Source organism: Thioalkalivibrio sp. ALJ7 (genome assembly GCF_000376865.1).
In the GTDB taxonomy this organism is placed as follows: domain Bacteria; phylum Pseudomonadota; class Gammaproteobacteria; order Ectothiorhodospirales; family Ectothiorhodospiraceae; genus Thioalkalivibrio.
The window spans coordinates 213,567-229,154 of sequence record NZ_AQXQ01000011.1; the positions used below are offsets into that span (position 1 = coordinate 213,567).

Annotated in this window: 13 protein-coding genes; 6 read left to right on the forward strand and 7 right to left on the reverse strand. The window is 61.4% G+C overall.

All coding sequences use genetic code 11. The features are described from left to right. Window positions 1-26 precede the first annotated feature (26 nt). Both D002_RS0107335 and D002_RS0107340 read right to left on the reverse strand, forming a co-directional pair. Window positions 27-1,574, reverse strand: coding sequence for a lipopolysaccharide biosynthesis protein (locus D002_RS0107335; RefSeq protein WP_018141266.1), 1,548 nt, complete (start codon window positions 1,572-1,574; stop codon window positions 27-29). Window positions 1,575-1,597: 23 nt separating this feature from the next. Next, window positions 1,598-2,413, reverse strand: a complete 816-nt coding sequence (locus tag D002_RS0107340; protein ID WP_231362924.1) for a hypothetical protein — start codon at window positions 2,411-2,413, stop codon at window positions 1,598-1,600. Window positions 2,414-2,573: 160 nt separating this feature from the next. On the opposite strand from D002_RS0107340, the gene D002_RS0107345 reads away from it, so the two are divergent. Beyond that, complete coding sequence (locus D002_RS0107345; protein ID WP_255349319.1) at window positions 2,574-3,692, forward strand: CapA family protein; 1,119 nt, start codon at window positions 2,574-2,576, stop codon at window positions 3,690-3,692. A 43-nt stretch (window positions 3,693-3,735) separates the two neighbouring features. Here the strand turns inward: D002_RS0107345 and D002_RS0107350 are convergent, their stop codons facing one another. Continuing rightward, window positions 3,736-4,545: a hypothetical protein gene (locus D002_RS0107350; RefSeq protein ID WP_018141268.1), complete on the reverse strand. Its 810-nt coding sequence runs from the start codon at window positions 4,543-4,545 to the stop codon at window positions 3,736-3,738. A 142-nt stretch (window positions 4,546-4,687) separates the two neighbouring features. Here D002_RS0107350 and D002_RS0107355 point away from each other — a divergent pair, with 142 nt between their 5' ends. Together D002_RS0107355 and D002_RS0107360 are read left to right on the forward strand one after the other, a co-directional pair. Further along, window positions 4,688-5,743: a RimK family alpha-L-glutamate ligase gene (locus tag D002_RS0107355; protein ID WP_155996153.1), complete on the forward strand. Its 1,056-nt coding sequence runs from the start codon at window positions 4,688-4,690 to the stop codon at window positions 5,741-5,743. 40 nt (window positions 5,744-5,783) lie between these two features. After that, window positions 5,784-6,896, forward strand: coding sequence for a glycosyltransferase (locus D002_RS0107360; RefSeq protein WP_018141270.1), 1,113 nt, complete (start codon window positions 5,784-5,786; stop codon window positions 6,894-6,896). 4 nt (window positions 6,897-6,900) lie between these two features. Here D002_RS0107360 and D002_RS0107365 read toward each other — a convergent pair whose 3' ends face one another. The 4 genes from D002_RS0107365 to D002_RS13110 all read right to left on the reverse strand — a co-directional run bounded on the left by D002_RS0107365 (window position 6,901) and on the right by D002_RS13110 (window position 11,237). Beyond that, window positions 6,901-7,920 (reverse strand): glycosyltransferase, encoded by a 1,020-nt coding sequence (locus tag D002_RS0107365; protein WP_018141271.1) that lies wholly within the window; start codon window positions 7,918-7,920, stop codon window positions 6,901-6,903. A 13-nt stretch (window positions 7,921-7,933) separates the two neighbouring features. Further along, window positions 7,934-9,364, reverse strand: a complete 1,431-nt coding sequence (locus D002_RS0107370; RefSeq protein WP_018141272.1) for a putative O-glycosylation ligase, exosortase A system-associated — start codon at window positions 9,362-9,364, stop codon at window positions 7,934-7,936. Between the two features lie 36 nt (window positions 9,365-9,400). Beyond that, window positions 9,401-10,366, reverse strand: a complete 966-nt coding sequence (locus tag D002_RS0107375; protein WP_038055407.1) for a polysaccharide deacetylase family protein — start codon at window positions 10,364-10,366, stop codon at window positions 9,401-9,403. A 79-nt stretch (window positions 10,367-10,445) separates the two neighbouring features. Next, the gene (locus D002_RS13110; protein WP_155996156.1) at window positions 10,446-11,237 is read right to left on the reverse strand and encodes a hypothetical protein; all 792 of its coding nucleotides are present in this window, start codon (window positions 11,235-11,237) and stop codon (window positions 10,446-10,448) included. 379 nt (window positions 11,238-11,616) lie between these two features. On the opposite strand from D002_RS13110, the gene D002_RS0107385 reads away from it, so the two are divergent. From D002_RS0107385 to D002_RS0107395, 3 genes are all read left to right on the forward strand, one after another. After that, window positions 11,617-12,426 carry a THxN family PEP-CTERM protein gene (locus D002_RS0107385; RefSeq protein WP_018141275.1) on the forward strand — a complete coding sequence of 270 codons (810 nt, stop codon included), beginning with the start codon at window positions 11,617-11,619 and terminating at the stop codon, window positions 12,424-12,426. 127 nt (window positions 12,427-12,553) lie between these two features. After that, complete coding sequence (locus D002_RS0107390; protein WP_018141276.1) at window positions 12,554-14,074, forward strand: glycosyltransferase family 39 protein; 1,521 nt, start codon at window positions 12,554-12,556, stop codon at window positions 14,072-14,074. 413 nt (window positions 14,075-14,487) lie between these two features. Further along, window positions 14,488-15,579, forward strand: a complete 1,092-nt coding sequence (locus D002_RS0107395) for a GNAT family N-acetyltransferase (protein WP_018141277.1) — start codon at window positions 14,488-14,490, stop codon at window positions 15,577-15,579. Window positions 15,580-15,588: the final 9 nt, after the last annotated feature.

Consider the following 15,588-nt stretch of genomic DNA (forward strand, 5'->3'; position numbering starts at 1 on the left):
TCTCGCGGGTTGTTCTTCCACGTGGCTCATCGTGAAGATGAGGCGGTATCCGGGCCGAACAGCTGATGGTTACCCGTCAGCTTCATTGCCCAATGGCGTTTGATGATCTTGCGCTCGACGGCCATTTCCAGTCCCCGGGTTTCCGCGCCGAGTGGTCGCCCGGACAAGAACCAGAGCGCCAGCAGAACTAGTGCGTAGGTCGCGATCCCTAACGGGATCAATACGACGAGCTGAAGGGCTCCCGTCGCGCTGCTGGTCAGTTCGGGCAGGGCCCTCTCTGTCGCCAGCAGGACCCCTAGCATCGCAATCGACGCGGCGACCGGGCGCCACACGACTGCGAAGAAGTCCTTGCCCTGCATTTGTAGGAAGTGCGAGACCAACATGACACCGAAAGGCAGGAGCAGGGTCGAGGCGATTACTTTTGACCAAACTGCCACCTCCAGCCCGTAGCCCGCCCACAGCAGATAGCCCATCAGGGGCAGGGTGATCAAGACATCGGCCAGGACAAAGATCCCGACCCAGTAGGGCTTGTTGAGTGCCATGAACAGCGAGAAGCGGTTGCCGTGCAGGATGCGCGTGGCGCCCAGGATGGCGAGCACCTGGACCAGCGGGATGGTGACAAGCCAGTTTTCGCCCAGAAGCAGCCAAATCAAAGGTGCCGCAACACCGACCATGCCGAGGGCGGCGGGTACGGTGAGCAGGGTGACCATGCCCTGCGCCAGCAGGTATCCGCGGCGTAGCCGCGGCAGATCGTGAGAGACCTTGGCAAAGCCCGGGAACACGGCGCGCATGATGGGGGCATAGAGTTCGGAACTGGGCAGTTTTGCGATGTCGCTTGCGACGCGATAGGCCCCCAGACCGGCGGCGCCCTCCAGGCGGCCGACGATCCAGTCCGGGCCCCGGCCTTGCCCGTACATGGCCGCGTTGTTGAAGGTGATCCAGGCAGAGAAGCCAATCAGGTCACGCCACCCGGAGAGACTCAGCCGGGGGCGGAACGGGTGCATGCCGTAGCTGAGTGACAGGCCGACAATCGCCGATGTCAGGGAGCCGAGGACCAGGGCCCAGTAACTTTGCAAGTAGAAGGCCATGGCAATCGTGACCACGACGGCCGAGGCCTTCTTGCCAAAGCCGAACAGGAACTCCTTGCGGAAGGTCAGCTCCTTGCGGAAGGCCACAATGCCGATGTTTTCGAAGCCGTGCAGGAACGAGATCGCGGCGAAGGCATAGACGATCGCTTCCACCCGCCCATCGTCGAAGAAGGCGGCTGCATGGGGCGCAGCCAGGATCAGTGCCAAAGCCCCTAGGGACTGGTAGATGAGCTTGATGGTCCAGGCGGTATCGTAGTGGCGGCGTTCGGCCTTCTGGTCCCGGATTAGTGCAAGGTCCAGCCCGAACGCACCAATCATTTCGACCAGGGCATAGAGCGCAAAGGCCATGGCCACCAGGCCGAAATCTTCCGGCACCAGGATGCGCGCCAGAATGACGGTGCTGATCAGCCCCATGAAACGCTGAAAGGTGCGCAGCCCCATCATCCAGGCGGCGCCACTGGCCACCTTGTTGCCGAGATCCTTCAACGCCCTTCGTCTCCCCTATTCGCTTAGTAGCCGCGCAGTTTGCGTTTGCACCAGCGCTTGAAGCGGTAGCCTCGTGGCAAATGCTCCAGGGCGCTGACAACGCCGCCGTTGAACCGGGCTCGCCACGGTAAGCGATCGCCGACACCCTTGGAAACGACCATCCGGCATGGCACGCAGAATCCGCAGGGTTGGCCGGAGCGCGTGGGCATATGGCAGAACCAGGTCTGCTCGAGAAGGTCCAGGAACCCATGCTTTTTTGCGTATTCGCGCATTTCGGCCTTGCCAATATGCAGGGTTGGAAAGCTGAACAGGTTAAACAGGCTTTCCGGGGTGGCTTCATCCAGCGCTGGGTGCACCGGCTTTAGCCGGTACTCGCGCCGGCCTTGCGTCAGGTCCGGGTCCAGGAAGAAAAAGTCCTCGTTGTATTGCACGCAGACCTCGATACCCTGCAGGTCGTGCTGGCGGACCAGTTCGGCCAGCCAGATGTACTGTTCGCCAATGCCTCGCGTGCGCACCAGTTCGGCGTATTTCTGCCGAAGTTCGGGGTCGGGTTCCGTGGTTTGGGCGCTTAGCACTTGCAACTCGCCCAGATGCCCATGGCTCGCGCGTTGATTGATTAGCTGGCGGAGCCGATCCATTACCTGGGTTTCCTGCTCAAGGGACTGTCGAGTCTCGTCGCGCACGTAAACGGGCGCGATCGACTCCCCGTGGTGCAGCACCAGGTCGAGGACACGGAAGGTGGAGTCCCAGCCGCCGGTCCAGAACACGACACGGCGTGGTTGGCGCTCCGCTTCGGCATGCGCCACCGATATGGCCCTTGTGGCCGTGGGTTCCTGCACCGCTGCTCCTCCGGGGGTGAGGCCTAATAACGCCCCTGCTGTCGAGTCGCTAAGCCCGCACTGTATGATCCGCTTACTGTAATGCAGCTGGCCACCACGATTGCCTGATGCGCGCGGCCCTCCGTCTGCTGAGCGTTACTTGGAATAGCGAGGTATCGCATTGAAGCTGAGTTTTGTTGGCGACGTTCGCCTGATTTCGGATCGGACGGCAACTCCGGGGGCTTTGCCTTCGAGCCCGTTCGATCGAGTGCAACCCCTCTTGGGTGATCCGGATGTGCTAAGCGGTAATCTGGAATGCTTTTTCACCCATGACCTGACAAATGAGCAGGGGCACTGGAAACACGCCAAGGTCCTTCGGGCTGATCCAGCCATGTGCAGCACCCTGGTGGATGCCGGATTTGATGTCGTTAATCTGGCCAACAACCACATCATGGACGGTGGTCCTTATGGTCTGGAGGAAACGATTCAGACTCTGGATCGTCACCGCTTGCCTTGGATGGGGGCAGGACGTTCCTTCCATGAAGCGGTTGCTCCCACATTGGTCGAGCGCCAGGGGAAGGTCATCGCTTTCCTGTCGGCTGGTGATAACTCCCATGACTATGCAGCGAGCGATGGTCCCGGTGTGGCCCCCATGGAGCCATTTGATGATCTTCTGGCCCGTACCCGGCAAGCTTCGAAGAGCGCTGACCTTGTCGTGGTCCAGCTGCATGCGGATCTGGAGTTCAGCGAAGCACCCGCCCCTTATCGCGTACGACTGAGCCGGCAGTTGATCGACCATGGCGCCCACCTGGTCATCCAGCATCATCCGCATGTGGTGCAGGGCGTCGAGGAATACGGTGGCGGATTGATCGCGTATTCGTTGGGGAATTTTGTGTTCAACGTGCACGGGAATTCCTATCAAAGTGGCTATCCCGAAGCGCGCTACGGATGGATCTTGTCGGTGGATGTCGACCACGGAGCGGAGGGGCCACGGGTGCGCGGCTGGAACATGGAGCCGGTCTGGATTGCCGAGGACCATCGTCCGGAGCCACCCAGCCCGGAGCGCCGAGAGGAGGCTCTAGTGGAGTTTCGCCGCCGTTGCGATTTGTTGAAAAATGATCGTGCCATTCGGCGCGCCTGGCGCCACCGGAGCTGGCGCGAGGCGCGCTACCACGCGCTGATGGCCTACTACAAGACGCGGCGGGGCAAACCCCTCGCCGCGATGGGTGACCTGATCGATCTACCCCTTCGACCGCGCAATCGACATTGGATCCTCGGGTTCCTCGGCTTGAGTCGGTAAGCGGACGCCGGGGGTGTACGTTCGGTGAGGTGGCGGAGTAGGTTCAGGCTTCTTTCTGGCTTCTCGCCGCGGCCCGAGCCTCCTGAGATTGCCGAATCCGCCAGCTAACGGCCCTGGGTAGCAGGCGGATGGGGCGTTCAATCAACCAATAGCGCAGCTTGCCGCGCCATCCCACTCGTTTGGCTTCACCCTTGCGTTCGAGCATCAAAACGCACGGTCGGCAGGTCCCGCACGGATGCATCCCCGAGAGGGGCGTATGGCAGAAGCAGGTCTTGGCGAGAGGGCCCTTCCAGCCCAGTTCCTTCGCTTGTTTTCGGAGTTCCAGCGGACCGCGTCGTGCTAGCGGAAGCGAGTAGTGTGCGAAGAGGACCGAGACATCCCCTGCGTCGCGTTCCACTGTCATGGTGGGGCAGCCGTCGATGTTCGATTCAATGAGGTGGTCTTCCAGGACAGCGGCGATACGATCCCCCTGGACGATTCCGATTTCGATTCCATCAAGGCCTTCGGCCTTCACGAGCATCGCTAGCCAGCGATACTGGTTACCGACCCTGTGGCTTCGCATGATCTCCTGGAAAGCGTCGTCAATGGTCTCGTCATGCGGGATGGCCTCGCGTTGATGCGTCATAAGGGGCTGTATTCGCCCCGCTTCTGCGAAGCCCTCTTCGATCAGAGCCCGGCTGATCCGCTTCATGGTCAGGATTTCCATACCAGACGAGCGTCGACGCGGGTCAATTACGTAGTGCGGCTGGATAGGCCGGTCCGTGAGGTGCAGCAGTTCCATCACGCGGAAGGTCGAGTCCCAGCCGCCGGTCCAGAAAATGTCAATTGGCTCGTCGCTGTTGGTGGCGCTCATGGGCTTTTCTGGATTCTCACTGGGTGAACGGGTAGGTGCTGACGCGATGCGTATAGCGAGGAAACGCGAAGCCCGCACTTTCTTCGTGTTTTGTATAGGCTAGATCCTAGAGCATTTCTGCCGGCTATCAACGGAGGATTACGTGAAAATTGCTATACAGCCGGATGCCGTGATGCACCCAAGTGGCGAGCGGCAGTCGTATTCCGAGCAATGGGAGCGTTATGCCGACCAAAAGGGTGTCGAAACTGTCCGGGTGGACGTTTGGGGCCCTGATGTGCTGGAGCGGATTCGTGAATGCGATGCGTTCATGTGGCGATGTATGCCGTCATTGAAGGAGCGTTCCCGCGCGGCAGCGTTGCTGCATGCAGTGGAGTTTGGTCTGAACCTTCCGGTATTCCCTTCGTGGAATACGCGCTGGCATCTGGAGGACAAGGCGCTGCAGGCCCAAATGTTCGAGGCGATGGATCTGCCTCATCCCCTCACCTGGCTTTTTCACGACCGCGACCGGGCGCTCGACTTCGTCCGGCGCGCCAACTATCCGTTCGTCCTCAAGCTTGCATCGGGGATTCGCTCCGGGGCTGTCCGGCTCGTGGAAAACCTGCAGCAGGCCGAGCGCCTGGTGGATCGGTTGTTCGGCGAAGGGTTGTACTGGGTGGACCTGCCCCCTTCGGGAGGGATCAACGAAGCTCTTCGCCGTGGAAGGCGGGCGATTGGCGCCCTTCGCGGGCGTAACGTTGATGCCCCCTCTGATGAACGCGAGCTGCACCGGGGATACTTTTTGGCCCAGGAGTTTGTTCCGAATAACGATTTTGACACGCGGATTGCCGTCGTTGGCAATCGGGCGTTCGGTTTCAGGCGCCTCAATCGCCCTGATGATTTCCGGGCAAGCGGTAGTGGACAGGTCGATTGGGACCCTGCCAGGATTGATGCGGAGCTTGTGAGGATGGCTTTCGACATCAGCCGGCGACTTCAGGCCCAAACGGTGGCTTTTGACTTCATCAAAAAAAATGGGAAACCACTGATTCTTGAACTGACCCTGACGTATGCCACTTGGGCCGTGAATCGATGTCCCGGCTTCTGGTGGCAGGAAAGCGCCGACGCCGATCCAGTTTGGTGCGATCAGAGTGTGCGAGTCGAACAGGCATTGTTCGATGATTTCGTCCAGGGCTGCCACCCGGAAGGCGGCGTTGCGCAATGAGTGACCGCTTGCCGCCCATAATGCGAAATGGGACGGCCCTATGACGCGAATCGTATTTGTTGGCGACGATCCCAAGGCGCGGCAGTTCGTCGAAGCACTTCGCCAGTATGGTCGAGATGCCGAGGCTTGGGGCACCTATCCGTTTACGGCCTGGAAACATCTGCTCGCGAGGCGGGGTGTTTCTCGGGGAGACGTGATCGTGATTCGGTATCTCAATGACAATCCCTCTTGGTTCGTCTCCATCGGCAAGCCCTTTGGCGATGTTCTGACACTCCTTGTTGCCCGCGTCCGGGGTATACGCGTCTATTGGCTTTGTCACAATCTGGACCGAGAGACGGAGAGCTACTGGCCCTTGATCAGTTCATTGCGTCGATGGCTATACGCCCGCCAGGCCGAGGCGATTGCGATCACCGATCCGGCATTGATGGCTGCAGCGCCGGCGGTTTTCGGACGCCACCGGCACAAAGTTTTTCCCATGTCAATGGGGCTTTTGCCGAAGCGCCGCCGTTTCAATAAGCCTGAGCTCGAGGAACAAGTTCGAAACTTCTTTGGCCGCGATCCAGCCTGCAAGCATCAGCTGAACATCCTGTGCGCTGGCGTATCCGGCCCCAAGTACCTGCATTTTGACCTGTTACCGGTGCTGGAGGAGCGTTTGCGGCAGCTGGGCTGGAGCCCGCGTATAGCAGTAGTCACTCGGTTTCTCAGGAAGGGCGAGTGGTCCAGAGGAAAGAATTACCGCTCCTTCATCGATTGGTGTGAAAAGACCCCATCTGTGCTTTTGGTGAAACGCTACATCGACCTCGATGAGTCGGAATGGACCGACGATGTGGATCTGATCTGGCGCGCCATGGGGGATTGGTCATTCGCTTTTACGTTGCTCAACGCGGCCAGAGCTAGGATCCCGGTGTTAGCCTTTGACAGCGGGGGGGTCGGGGCTATCGTGCGGCAGGAGAAGATCGGGGCAACCGTTGCTTGGGACTTTTCGAACCTGGGCGAAGCGGTTCAAACAGCGCTTAGAACGCCTAGCGAGAACTACGAGACGTTTCTGGCTCAGCGCTCCTGGTCGAAGGCGGCACAGTCCATATCGGATGCGATCGACCATGGCGGCGCCAAGACGCCTCTGGCCGAGGCAAGCCGGTCGTTGGAGTCCTGACGAATCATCGGGGTTTTCCGGATGCTTCGGGACGAAGCCGCGAAACTAGCCAGAGTGCTCCGGTCAGAAGCGCGTAAGGTGTCGTGCGCCAGTAGGTGGGACGGTGTCGCCACGCAGCCCAGAAGGAGGGGGCAGCGGCTGCCCTGGCGCCATTCCAGAAGAGTTGGTAACCCATGGAAAAGTGCAGCCCAAAGCGGCGCCGACGTAGTTCCGCCGGGGTGATTTTTTGACCGTCTGGACCGGAAACCCCCCACTGGCGTACGGCGGAGTCGAGCACGCTCAGCGCGTAATTCGTGGAGGCCCAGCGCTTGGTGGCGCTTTGCGGGTGGCGTCGGTACAGCGCGAAGGAGCGCGCGAGAGTGAGGATGGGTGTCAGCCGCGAGGCGCGCAGCCAGTAGTCGTAATCCTGGGCCAGGCGCAGGTCCTCGCGGAATTCGCCGATCGTGTCCACTAGTTCGCGGCGCATCACCACGGCTCCAGTCCAGACGATGGTGTCCAGCAGCAGGCGGTGGTAGATCCAGCCGGAGCGCTCCGGGTCCAATGCCTGCGGGTCTTCCTCTCCGGTTTCGCGGGCGAAGGCGCCCGGGGCGCGCCACATGCCGTTCTCGTCCGGGCTCCAGAGCGTGAACTCGCTGGCCACCATGGCGCACTCGGGATATGCCCGCAGGCACTCGATCTGGGCCTGCAGCTTGCCGGGCAGCCAGACATCGTCCCCATCCAGAAAGGCTATCAGGTCCCCGCGTGCCGCCCGCAGGCCCACGTTGCGGCTGGCTCCTGCGCCGCTTGAGCGCTGCGCGGTTTGCAGTAGTTGCACCGGACCCTGAAAACCGTGCGCCACTGCGGCCGTATCGTCGATGGAGCCATCGTCGATGACGAGAATCTCCAGACGGGGATAGTCCTGATCGACGATGCTCTGCAAGGTCTCCTCCAGGAAGTCTGCGCAGTTGCACGCCGGTACGATCACCGAAACAAGGGGGCTGTCCGCCAGGGCCGGCCAGAAAGGAGGAGGAGGCTTGCTTGGCACGTCCAGAAGCTCCTTAGCGTAACCGGCCAGGGTCCATGATCGTCCCGCCTGTCTCGGACGGGGTGCCGGAAGACTTCGGGGTTTCCGCTTTCGGCTCCACTGTCTGCGGCGCGCGGGCTTGCTGCACAGGGGCGGCGATTGGAACCGCTTCCAGAAGTTCGCGGCGCAGCACGATCGCCATGGCGATAAAGGCCAGGTAGAGATCGAAATAGGCCAGGCTCAGGAAGGCGCCGGCGACCATGTAGCCGATCAGGCCGATGGCGAGTGCCCATGCCCACTCGGCAATCCAAAGGGTTTCGTCCCGCTGACGCCCTTCACGGCTCAGGCGGAAAAGGGTCAGCAGGCTGAAACCGAGCAGCATCAGGAACAGCGCGAGCCCAATGAAACCGTGCTCGCCGAGCATCTGGAAGTAGATGCTATGTACGGCGATTGGCCCACTAACGACCGGGTTCTCGCGATCCAGGTAGCTGAGCCAGATCTCGGGGGGCAGACGCTGGATGCTCATGCCGGAGCCGGTGAGAGGGTAATCCACCGCCACATTCCACGAGACGTTCCACGCATCGAAGCGCCCGCCCGCGGACGCATCTTCTTCGTAGTTGACGAGGGTGTCGATCTGGTGCTCGATCTTGTCGGGGACCGTAACGCCGACCACAACGATCGCCAGGAGGCCGGTCGCGATCATGGTTCCCTTGTAACGCATCTTCAGGAAGATGAGCGGGAAGGTGATGGCCAGGGCGACCCACGCGCCCCGAGAATGGGTGCCGATGATCGAGATCAGGTGGAACCAGAAACCCAGGTACAGCCCCAGCCCGATCAGCTTGTGGAAGCGTTCGTAAAGCGGGAAGTGAAAGGGCAGCTCGAAGCGCCCCTGGTACACCTGGCGCGCGAGGACCAGCACCAGCGGGAGGGTCATGACGAGTGCCAGACCGATATCCGTATTGCCACGGACAAATGATCCCGGTGGTCCCAGCACCATGCCACCAAACCCGCTCGCGAGCGTGTAAGGCCCACCCTTGAAACCGAAATAGGCGATGGAAAGCGTGATCACCGCCAGTACGGCCATGGTTCGGACTTTGCCAAAGACCAGCATGGGCGCGATCAGCGTGAACAACATGATCTTCATCACGGTGTCCCAGCGCTGAAGGGCGACCTCAGGCTGCCAGGCGAAGAACAAAGAGATCGCGGTGATGTGCCCGAACAGGAGGATCATCAACACGCTTTCCCGAGTGAACGGGAGCGCGCGCCGGTCCTTGTTCAGTACGAGCGCCACCAGGGTGGCAATCCCGACCGCCATGGCGACCGGCATTGTCTGGATGAACCCCCAGGCGAGGCGATGGGGGTTCATCAGCCCTACCCAGTACCACATGGCGATACCGACCCATGGCCGCCACAGGATGAAGGGCAGCGAGCCGAAGATCAGGAGAGCGAAGACGATATCGCGCATGGGCGTGCCGGCGACCGGGATCGCACTCGGAGGGTGTCAGGCTACGGTAACCGGATGGCGGGTGTTTCGCACCAACTGCGCGAGAAATTTGGCCGGATTGCGTGACCAGGGCGTAAAGCGGGGGAGCTGGAATCGGTCGGAGCGGGCATTGCTGCTGCCCATCGACGTCGACACGGCCGCACTGAAACCGGCATTGCGTACCAGTGCGACGTCGCGGGCCGTGTAATCCTGGCTGGGCCTGCCGTTCGGGTAGGCGAACAGGTCTACGGGTTGTCCCGTGATTGTCTGAAGCCGTTGCCGGCCTTCGGTGATCTCCCGGGCTGCGGTGGCTTCGTCTTCCTGGGCCAGGATGGGATGCGACAACGTATGCCCGCCGATGGTCATGCCGGCGTTTGCCAGTTCACACACCTGTTCATCGGTCATCATCAGGTCGTCCGGTAGATCGGCTCCGATCTGGTCGGCGACGGCGCGCACCGCCTCTTCCCGCTCGGATCGCGGAAGCCACTTGATCTCGCGAATAATGGATCGGACTGCGTTTCTCCGGCTGTCTGCGTCCGTCAGGTTGTGCATTCCGAACCCTTGAGTGGCGAGGTCCAGCTCGCCGTCTGGCGCTCGCCGGATCGCCTCGATCAGCGTGTCGTTGAACATCCGTCCGCCGTTCAGATAGCCCGCTGCTATGAAGAAGGTGGCCGGCAGCCCGTGGCGCTGCAGCACCGGAAGCGCATGCAGCCGGTTATCGGCATAGCCGTCGTCAAAGGTGATGGCGGTGGCCCGTGGGGGCAGCGTTCCGGCTTCGAGCCGCTCCAGCGCTTCGGGAAGTGGCAGCACGCTGGAGTGTCGGGCGAGCAGATCCATCTGCCAGTCGAAGGTGGCGATATCCGGGTCATCCGGCTTGAGCGGGTCGGGCTCCGGCAAAACCTGGTGGTACAGCAGGATCGAAAGCCTTTTTCCGGGTTGGATCAAAGGCCAGAGCATCTGGATTGCGGTCGGGAGTCCACGCATTGCCGTAGACCATGCTAGGGAGTGCCGACTACGCTATGCCTTGGCTCCAGCGAAAACCAGAGCGCTCCCAAGAGCCTCCTTACGATTGATTCACGTCTGCCTGCTCAACGCGTTCGCGTACCTCCTTCTCCTCGCGTTCAAAATCGATTCGCTCCTCTATTTCGCGGGGGTTGGCATTGTGCCGTTTGCCTGACAGCTCGGTATGCGCCTTGAGTATGCGGCCCCATTCGGTATCTTCCATAGCCGGTTTGAGCAGCCGCCCTACGCGAACGAATTCGTCCTGAGCATTAAGTGCTTGGGCGGAGGTGTCGACGACGAGGGCGCCTCGATCCCGGAGCATGCGGCTGTAGAAATCGATCCGCCTTTCGGTCTCCAGTGCGTACCAGAAACAGAGCTGATAGTCGGAAAGGTCCCGCCAGCCGGCGATGGGGAGCACGCCGGGATCGTCCGGCTGTAGCAGGAACGTCCAGCCGTATCGCGTTCGTGCCGGAATTGTGTAGCGGGTGAGATAGCTCAGCGCGACGGCGCGCGCATCGCGATGGAGGTTCACGACCGAGGGCACGAGGCCGAGGTCCAAAAGCGGTTCTACGAACCCCTTGCTGAACAGGTGGCTTGTTTCGACGATGGTGCCTTTATCCACCATCGCACGGGCCGGAAGCTTGTAGTCGGTAAGGAACTTTCGGGCGAGTTCCGGGTTGCGGAGCGCCGGCCGCATCTGACGCTGAAAGGCAGGCTCCGGCTCGTGAAAGCTGGCGGTGTCCGGCATCAAGGCCATCAAGCGAGTCAGATACTCCGACCCTGTGCGCCCGGCACTTAGCGAGAATACGAGCTGCTTTTCCCTGAGCCGTTCGATTGCTGTTTCAGTGGGCATCCGGTGTCGCAGTGGACGGCCAAGCTTGTACCACCCCTTCAACCGGCCGTATGCGTAGAGCGCGTGCTCGACGCCCAGTGGACGCAGCGTTCTCCTCCCGTGGTGCACAAGATCCGATGTTGGCGACACTGGATGGCTCCGGCGTGAGTGGAAATACTTTGCGATGATCTTACGGCCTTTCCGCTCGATACCGATACCGGAGTCCACAAGGCTGTTCGGCGTGAGTGGGTTGTCCGGGGATTTTACATTTTGTGAACTCGAAGACGGGATGGGGGCTGGAAATCTATTTAATTTCAAATAATTAGAATTATGGCCCGTTTTGTGCAATCCGTGCAGTGGAGCCGGTACAAGCCGGAATTGACTGGGCAGGAGAGCCAATATGCGCACCAAGACCAAGGCAGTGAGCCTGGCGGTTGCAGCCGCCATGACCTTCGCCGCAGCGCCCGCGAGCGCTGCATTCGTAAATACCTGGGATTACACCGTTTCGCTGGAGTGGATCATCGCGGGCCCGGACGCGCCGACCTTCACGTCAGGGACGGGCTTCCAGGAGGTGACTTCCGAGCGCTTGAGCTGGGGGAGTGCGAGCGGCAGCGTCGACCCTAGTGTGAACACGAACCGTAGCGGACTGCAAATCATTGATTCGCCAGCAAACGGGGCAATCAATACGGGGGATTCTGTAACGACTGTAGGTATCACTCACTTCAACAGTGAGATCTCGGCCAATTTCGCCACGCTGAATACCGCGACGTTGCTGACCAATCTGATCCTGACGCCCTTGGATCCGCCGGTCACTGGCGGTGCATCTTTGCCGCCCCTCTCGCTGCAGTTTGCGACGACGTTTACGGAGACGCCCAACGTCGCCAATTGCGGCTTCCCTGTCGTGAATAACTGTGACGATATTTTTATCGTCAACTTCGAAGCCTTGCAGCAGACGTTTACGCTGGAAGGGGTCACGTACAACACCAGCGTCGTGGCGGATGGTCTGGGGTTCCTGGATGACGCGACCTGTGCGGCAGCTGGGGAGGGTCCCGGATGCTTTGGTTTGACTACGCCGGAATTCGAGTTCACTACAGTGAACTTCGGCTTCGGGATCGAAGCAGTACAGGTGCCCAACCCGGCTATGCTGGTATTGTTCGGCACTGGCCTGCTGGCCCTGGGGGCGGTGGCACGGCGTCGTAACAAGGTCTGAGCGGCACCGTAATGCCTAATGGGAAGGGGAGCCTTGTGCTCCCCTTTTCATTTGGGTGGTGTATTCCCGTCATCGGAGCTTGCGAATGAAACGGGAAGGCCCTTTCGTACGGCATCCGCGTTTGGCGATGGCGCTGACGGTCCTCGGCGTGCTCGTTGGTGGGCTTGCCTTCCGCATTTCGTTGCCGGTTGAGAGTTGGTTCTGGTACGACGAGATCTACGGAGCGACCTTTGCATCCGGAACCCTGTATGAAGCGTTGCTGGGACCGCTGCGCTTTGATCTGCACCCTCCGCTTTATTACTTGCAGCTGTGGTTGTGGGCCAGGGTGGATGCCGGAGATACGTGGCTGCGGCTGAACTCTGCGGCGTGGGGGCTGGCGGCGGCAGTGATGGCCTGGCAGGTCGCACGGCAGTGTCTGGGGGAGCGCGAGGCGTGGATCGCATTGTTTCTGATGCTGGTGGTCCCCGCTGCTGTCGTAACGGCCCAAGACCTTCGCATGTATCCCATGTTGATGGCTCTGGCGCTAATGTCGTCCTGGGGCGCACTCCTCTGGTTTTCTCCCCGACCCGCTGCACGTACCGGCGCCTGGATGCTGGCCCTGGCCGGAGTGGCGGCTGCCTACTCCCATGCGACCGGTGTGCTGATCCCTGTAGCGGCGGCCGTGTTTTCGTTGTTGCTCTGGAGGCAGACGACAGCGCATCGGGTGACAATGCGCGGGTGGATTCTGGTGCAGGGGCTGGTAGCGGTCGCTGTTCTCCCGGCGGTGCTCAACAGTATGATCCGGTCGGTTGGCCACATGACGCTCCCGGACGGGGCGGTTGTCGTCGGCACACTGACACGCCTGCTCTTGGATCAAGCGGCCATGCAGCACCCTGCATTGTTGGTGCTGGGCGTGCTCCTCCTGGCGGGAAGTATCCTGGGGGCCTGGTGGTCGTCTCTGCGCTGGATGTTCGTCGCCTACGTTCTGTTTCCGATCCTTCTCCTGCTCGCTGTGAGTTATTTCGTGCGACCGGTCTGGCATTTGCGGGCGTTGTATCCGCTAACGCCGTTCCTGGTGCTCGGGGGCGCTGTGGCACTGGCACGGCTGGGCGATGTTCTTGCGAGAATGACCCGCCTGCGAGGGGCTGCATCCGCGCCCGCGCTGCTGATGACGATGCTGCTGGTCGTCCTAGCCGTCTGGAACGCAAGTTTGGTGGAAAAGTCCCACCGTTATCCCGCTGCAGTCGAGTTTGTCCAGAGTCACCTGGCGCCAGGTGACATCGTATGGGCACCGGATTTCGTCTCGGCCTGGGCGGTGAAGCGGTACTGGATTGGGCCGCGATGGGGTTCCATCACTCGAATTCAGGGTGAACCAACCAGCGAGCAGTGGCGCCGGATTTATGACCGGCTGGGTGACCCGTGGCTTGAACGGATTGGGTTAGCCGCGGAAGGCCGTTCGATTGCCGCTGGGGAAAGCCGCATCTACACAGGCCCGGGTGTGGATGAAACCATGCTGGGACGATCCAGTATCTGGGTTGTTGGGAATCAAGCAGCCCCGGCAGGCGAGGCGTTGCAGGGGGAAGGCTATGTGCTGCTTCGGGAAGAGGACTTTCGCGGCGTTGGCGTCGCCGAGTTTGCCTTCATCGGACCGCCCGACCCGAAGGACTGAAGCCTGGGGAAACACTCGTAAATGTACGCATTCGCGCTCGAGTCGCTTTTGCGTGCGAACAAGGCGCGGTGGCTGCCGTGCAGTCATTCTGCACAAGGGAACCGCAACGCCGTGCGCGCGCCCGTTTTTGATCAGCAACGGGCGGCCGAGCCCCTTGGGGTTGGTACCCAACGTTCCCCGATCCTGCGTTGCGGCCCTTGCCGGTAGATCCACTACCGGCTGCACACCGCGCCTTGTCTCGGAAAACCTGGGGTGCCAACGCGAATGCGTACATTAACGAGTGTTTCCCTAGCCTTCGATGATTCGTGGCATGCGGTGTGATGCCGAACGTTAGGGAGGACTTCGAGGGCCGCATTTCTGCGTAGGTGGCTTGTGCGAGACTAACGCGTTCGCTTCTCTGGATTGGCCAACGAATGCATGACTGGAGGCTGTCACGCCTGTCGCTTGATGACGCCGGTACGGCTTGGGTGGCGCTGGATGCGCGCGCGCCCGCTGTTCCTTTTCTGACGCATGGCTGGTTCCGCTGTCTGCTTGCGGCCGCCGACGGGGGCGTGACCCCGGAGCCGGTGCAGGTGACCGGGCCGGCGGGGCAGCAGTTGATGGCTGCGCTGTATCGGCGAGGGGCGTTACGGTCCCGAATCATCCCTTCGCGCGTGGTCTACCTGAACGAGACGGGTGACGCGGAACTGGATCGGGTGACCCTGGAGCACAACGGGTTGGCCGGCGACACAGCGCACGAGCCGGAGGCACTGCGGGCGCTACTGGAGGACCTGCTGGCGCAAGGCCCCGAGTGGGACGAATTCTCGCTGGGGTGGCTGGCGGCGGAGCGCTGGGCGGTTCTGGAGCGGGCATTGCAGGGTCTTGCTCTGCAGCCGGAGGTGGTGGACCGCAAGCCCTTCCACTTTGTGGACCTGCAGGGATTGGGTGGGCTGGAAGATTATCTGGCGGGGCTTAGCCGCAATACCCGTTATCAGATACGGCGGGCCATGCGCGGGTACGGCGGAGAGGACGCGCTGACGGTGGAGCGGGCCACGGGTTCAGAGCAGGCGCTGAAGTGGTTCCGGGCGATGGTCGAGTGGCATCAGGAGGAGTGGACTGCGCGGGGCAAGCCAGGCGCGTTTGCCAGTACCTTTATGCGCGACTTCCACGAGTGCCTGATTACCCGGGGTGCACCGGATGGCCGGGCGCAGGTGCTGCGGGTCCAGGGCGTGGAGGGCCCGGTCGGGTATCTCTATAACCTGGCGGCGGGGGACTACATCTGCAATTACCAAAGCGGATTCCGCTACAGCGATGACCCGAAGCTGAAGCCGGGACTGGTGTGTCATGCCCAGGCGATTGGGCTGGCGGCGACGCAGGGCTTCGCCCGCTACGATCTGCTGATGGGCGACAGCCAGTACAAGCGCAGCCTGGGGAATGGCCAGGGCGAGATGCTGCAGGTGCGACTGCGACGGCCGCGATGGCGGTTCCGTGTGGAGCATACCCTGCGCAAACTCCGGGGCGGTTGATGGCGATGG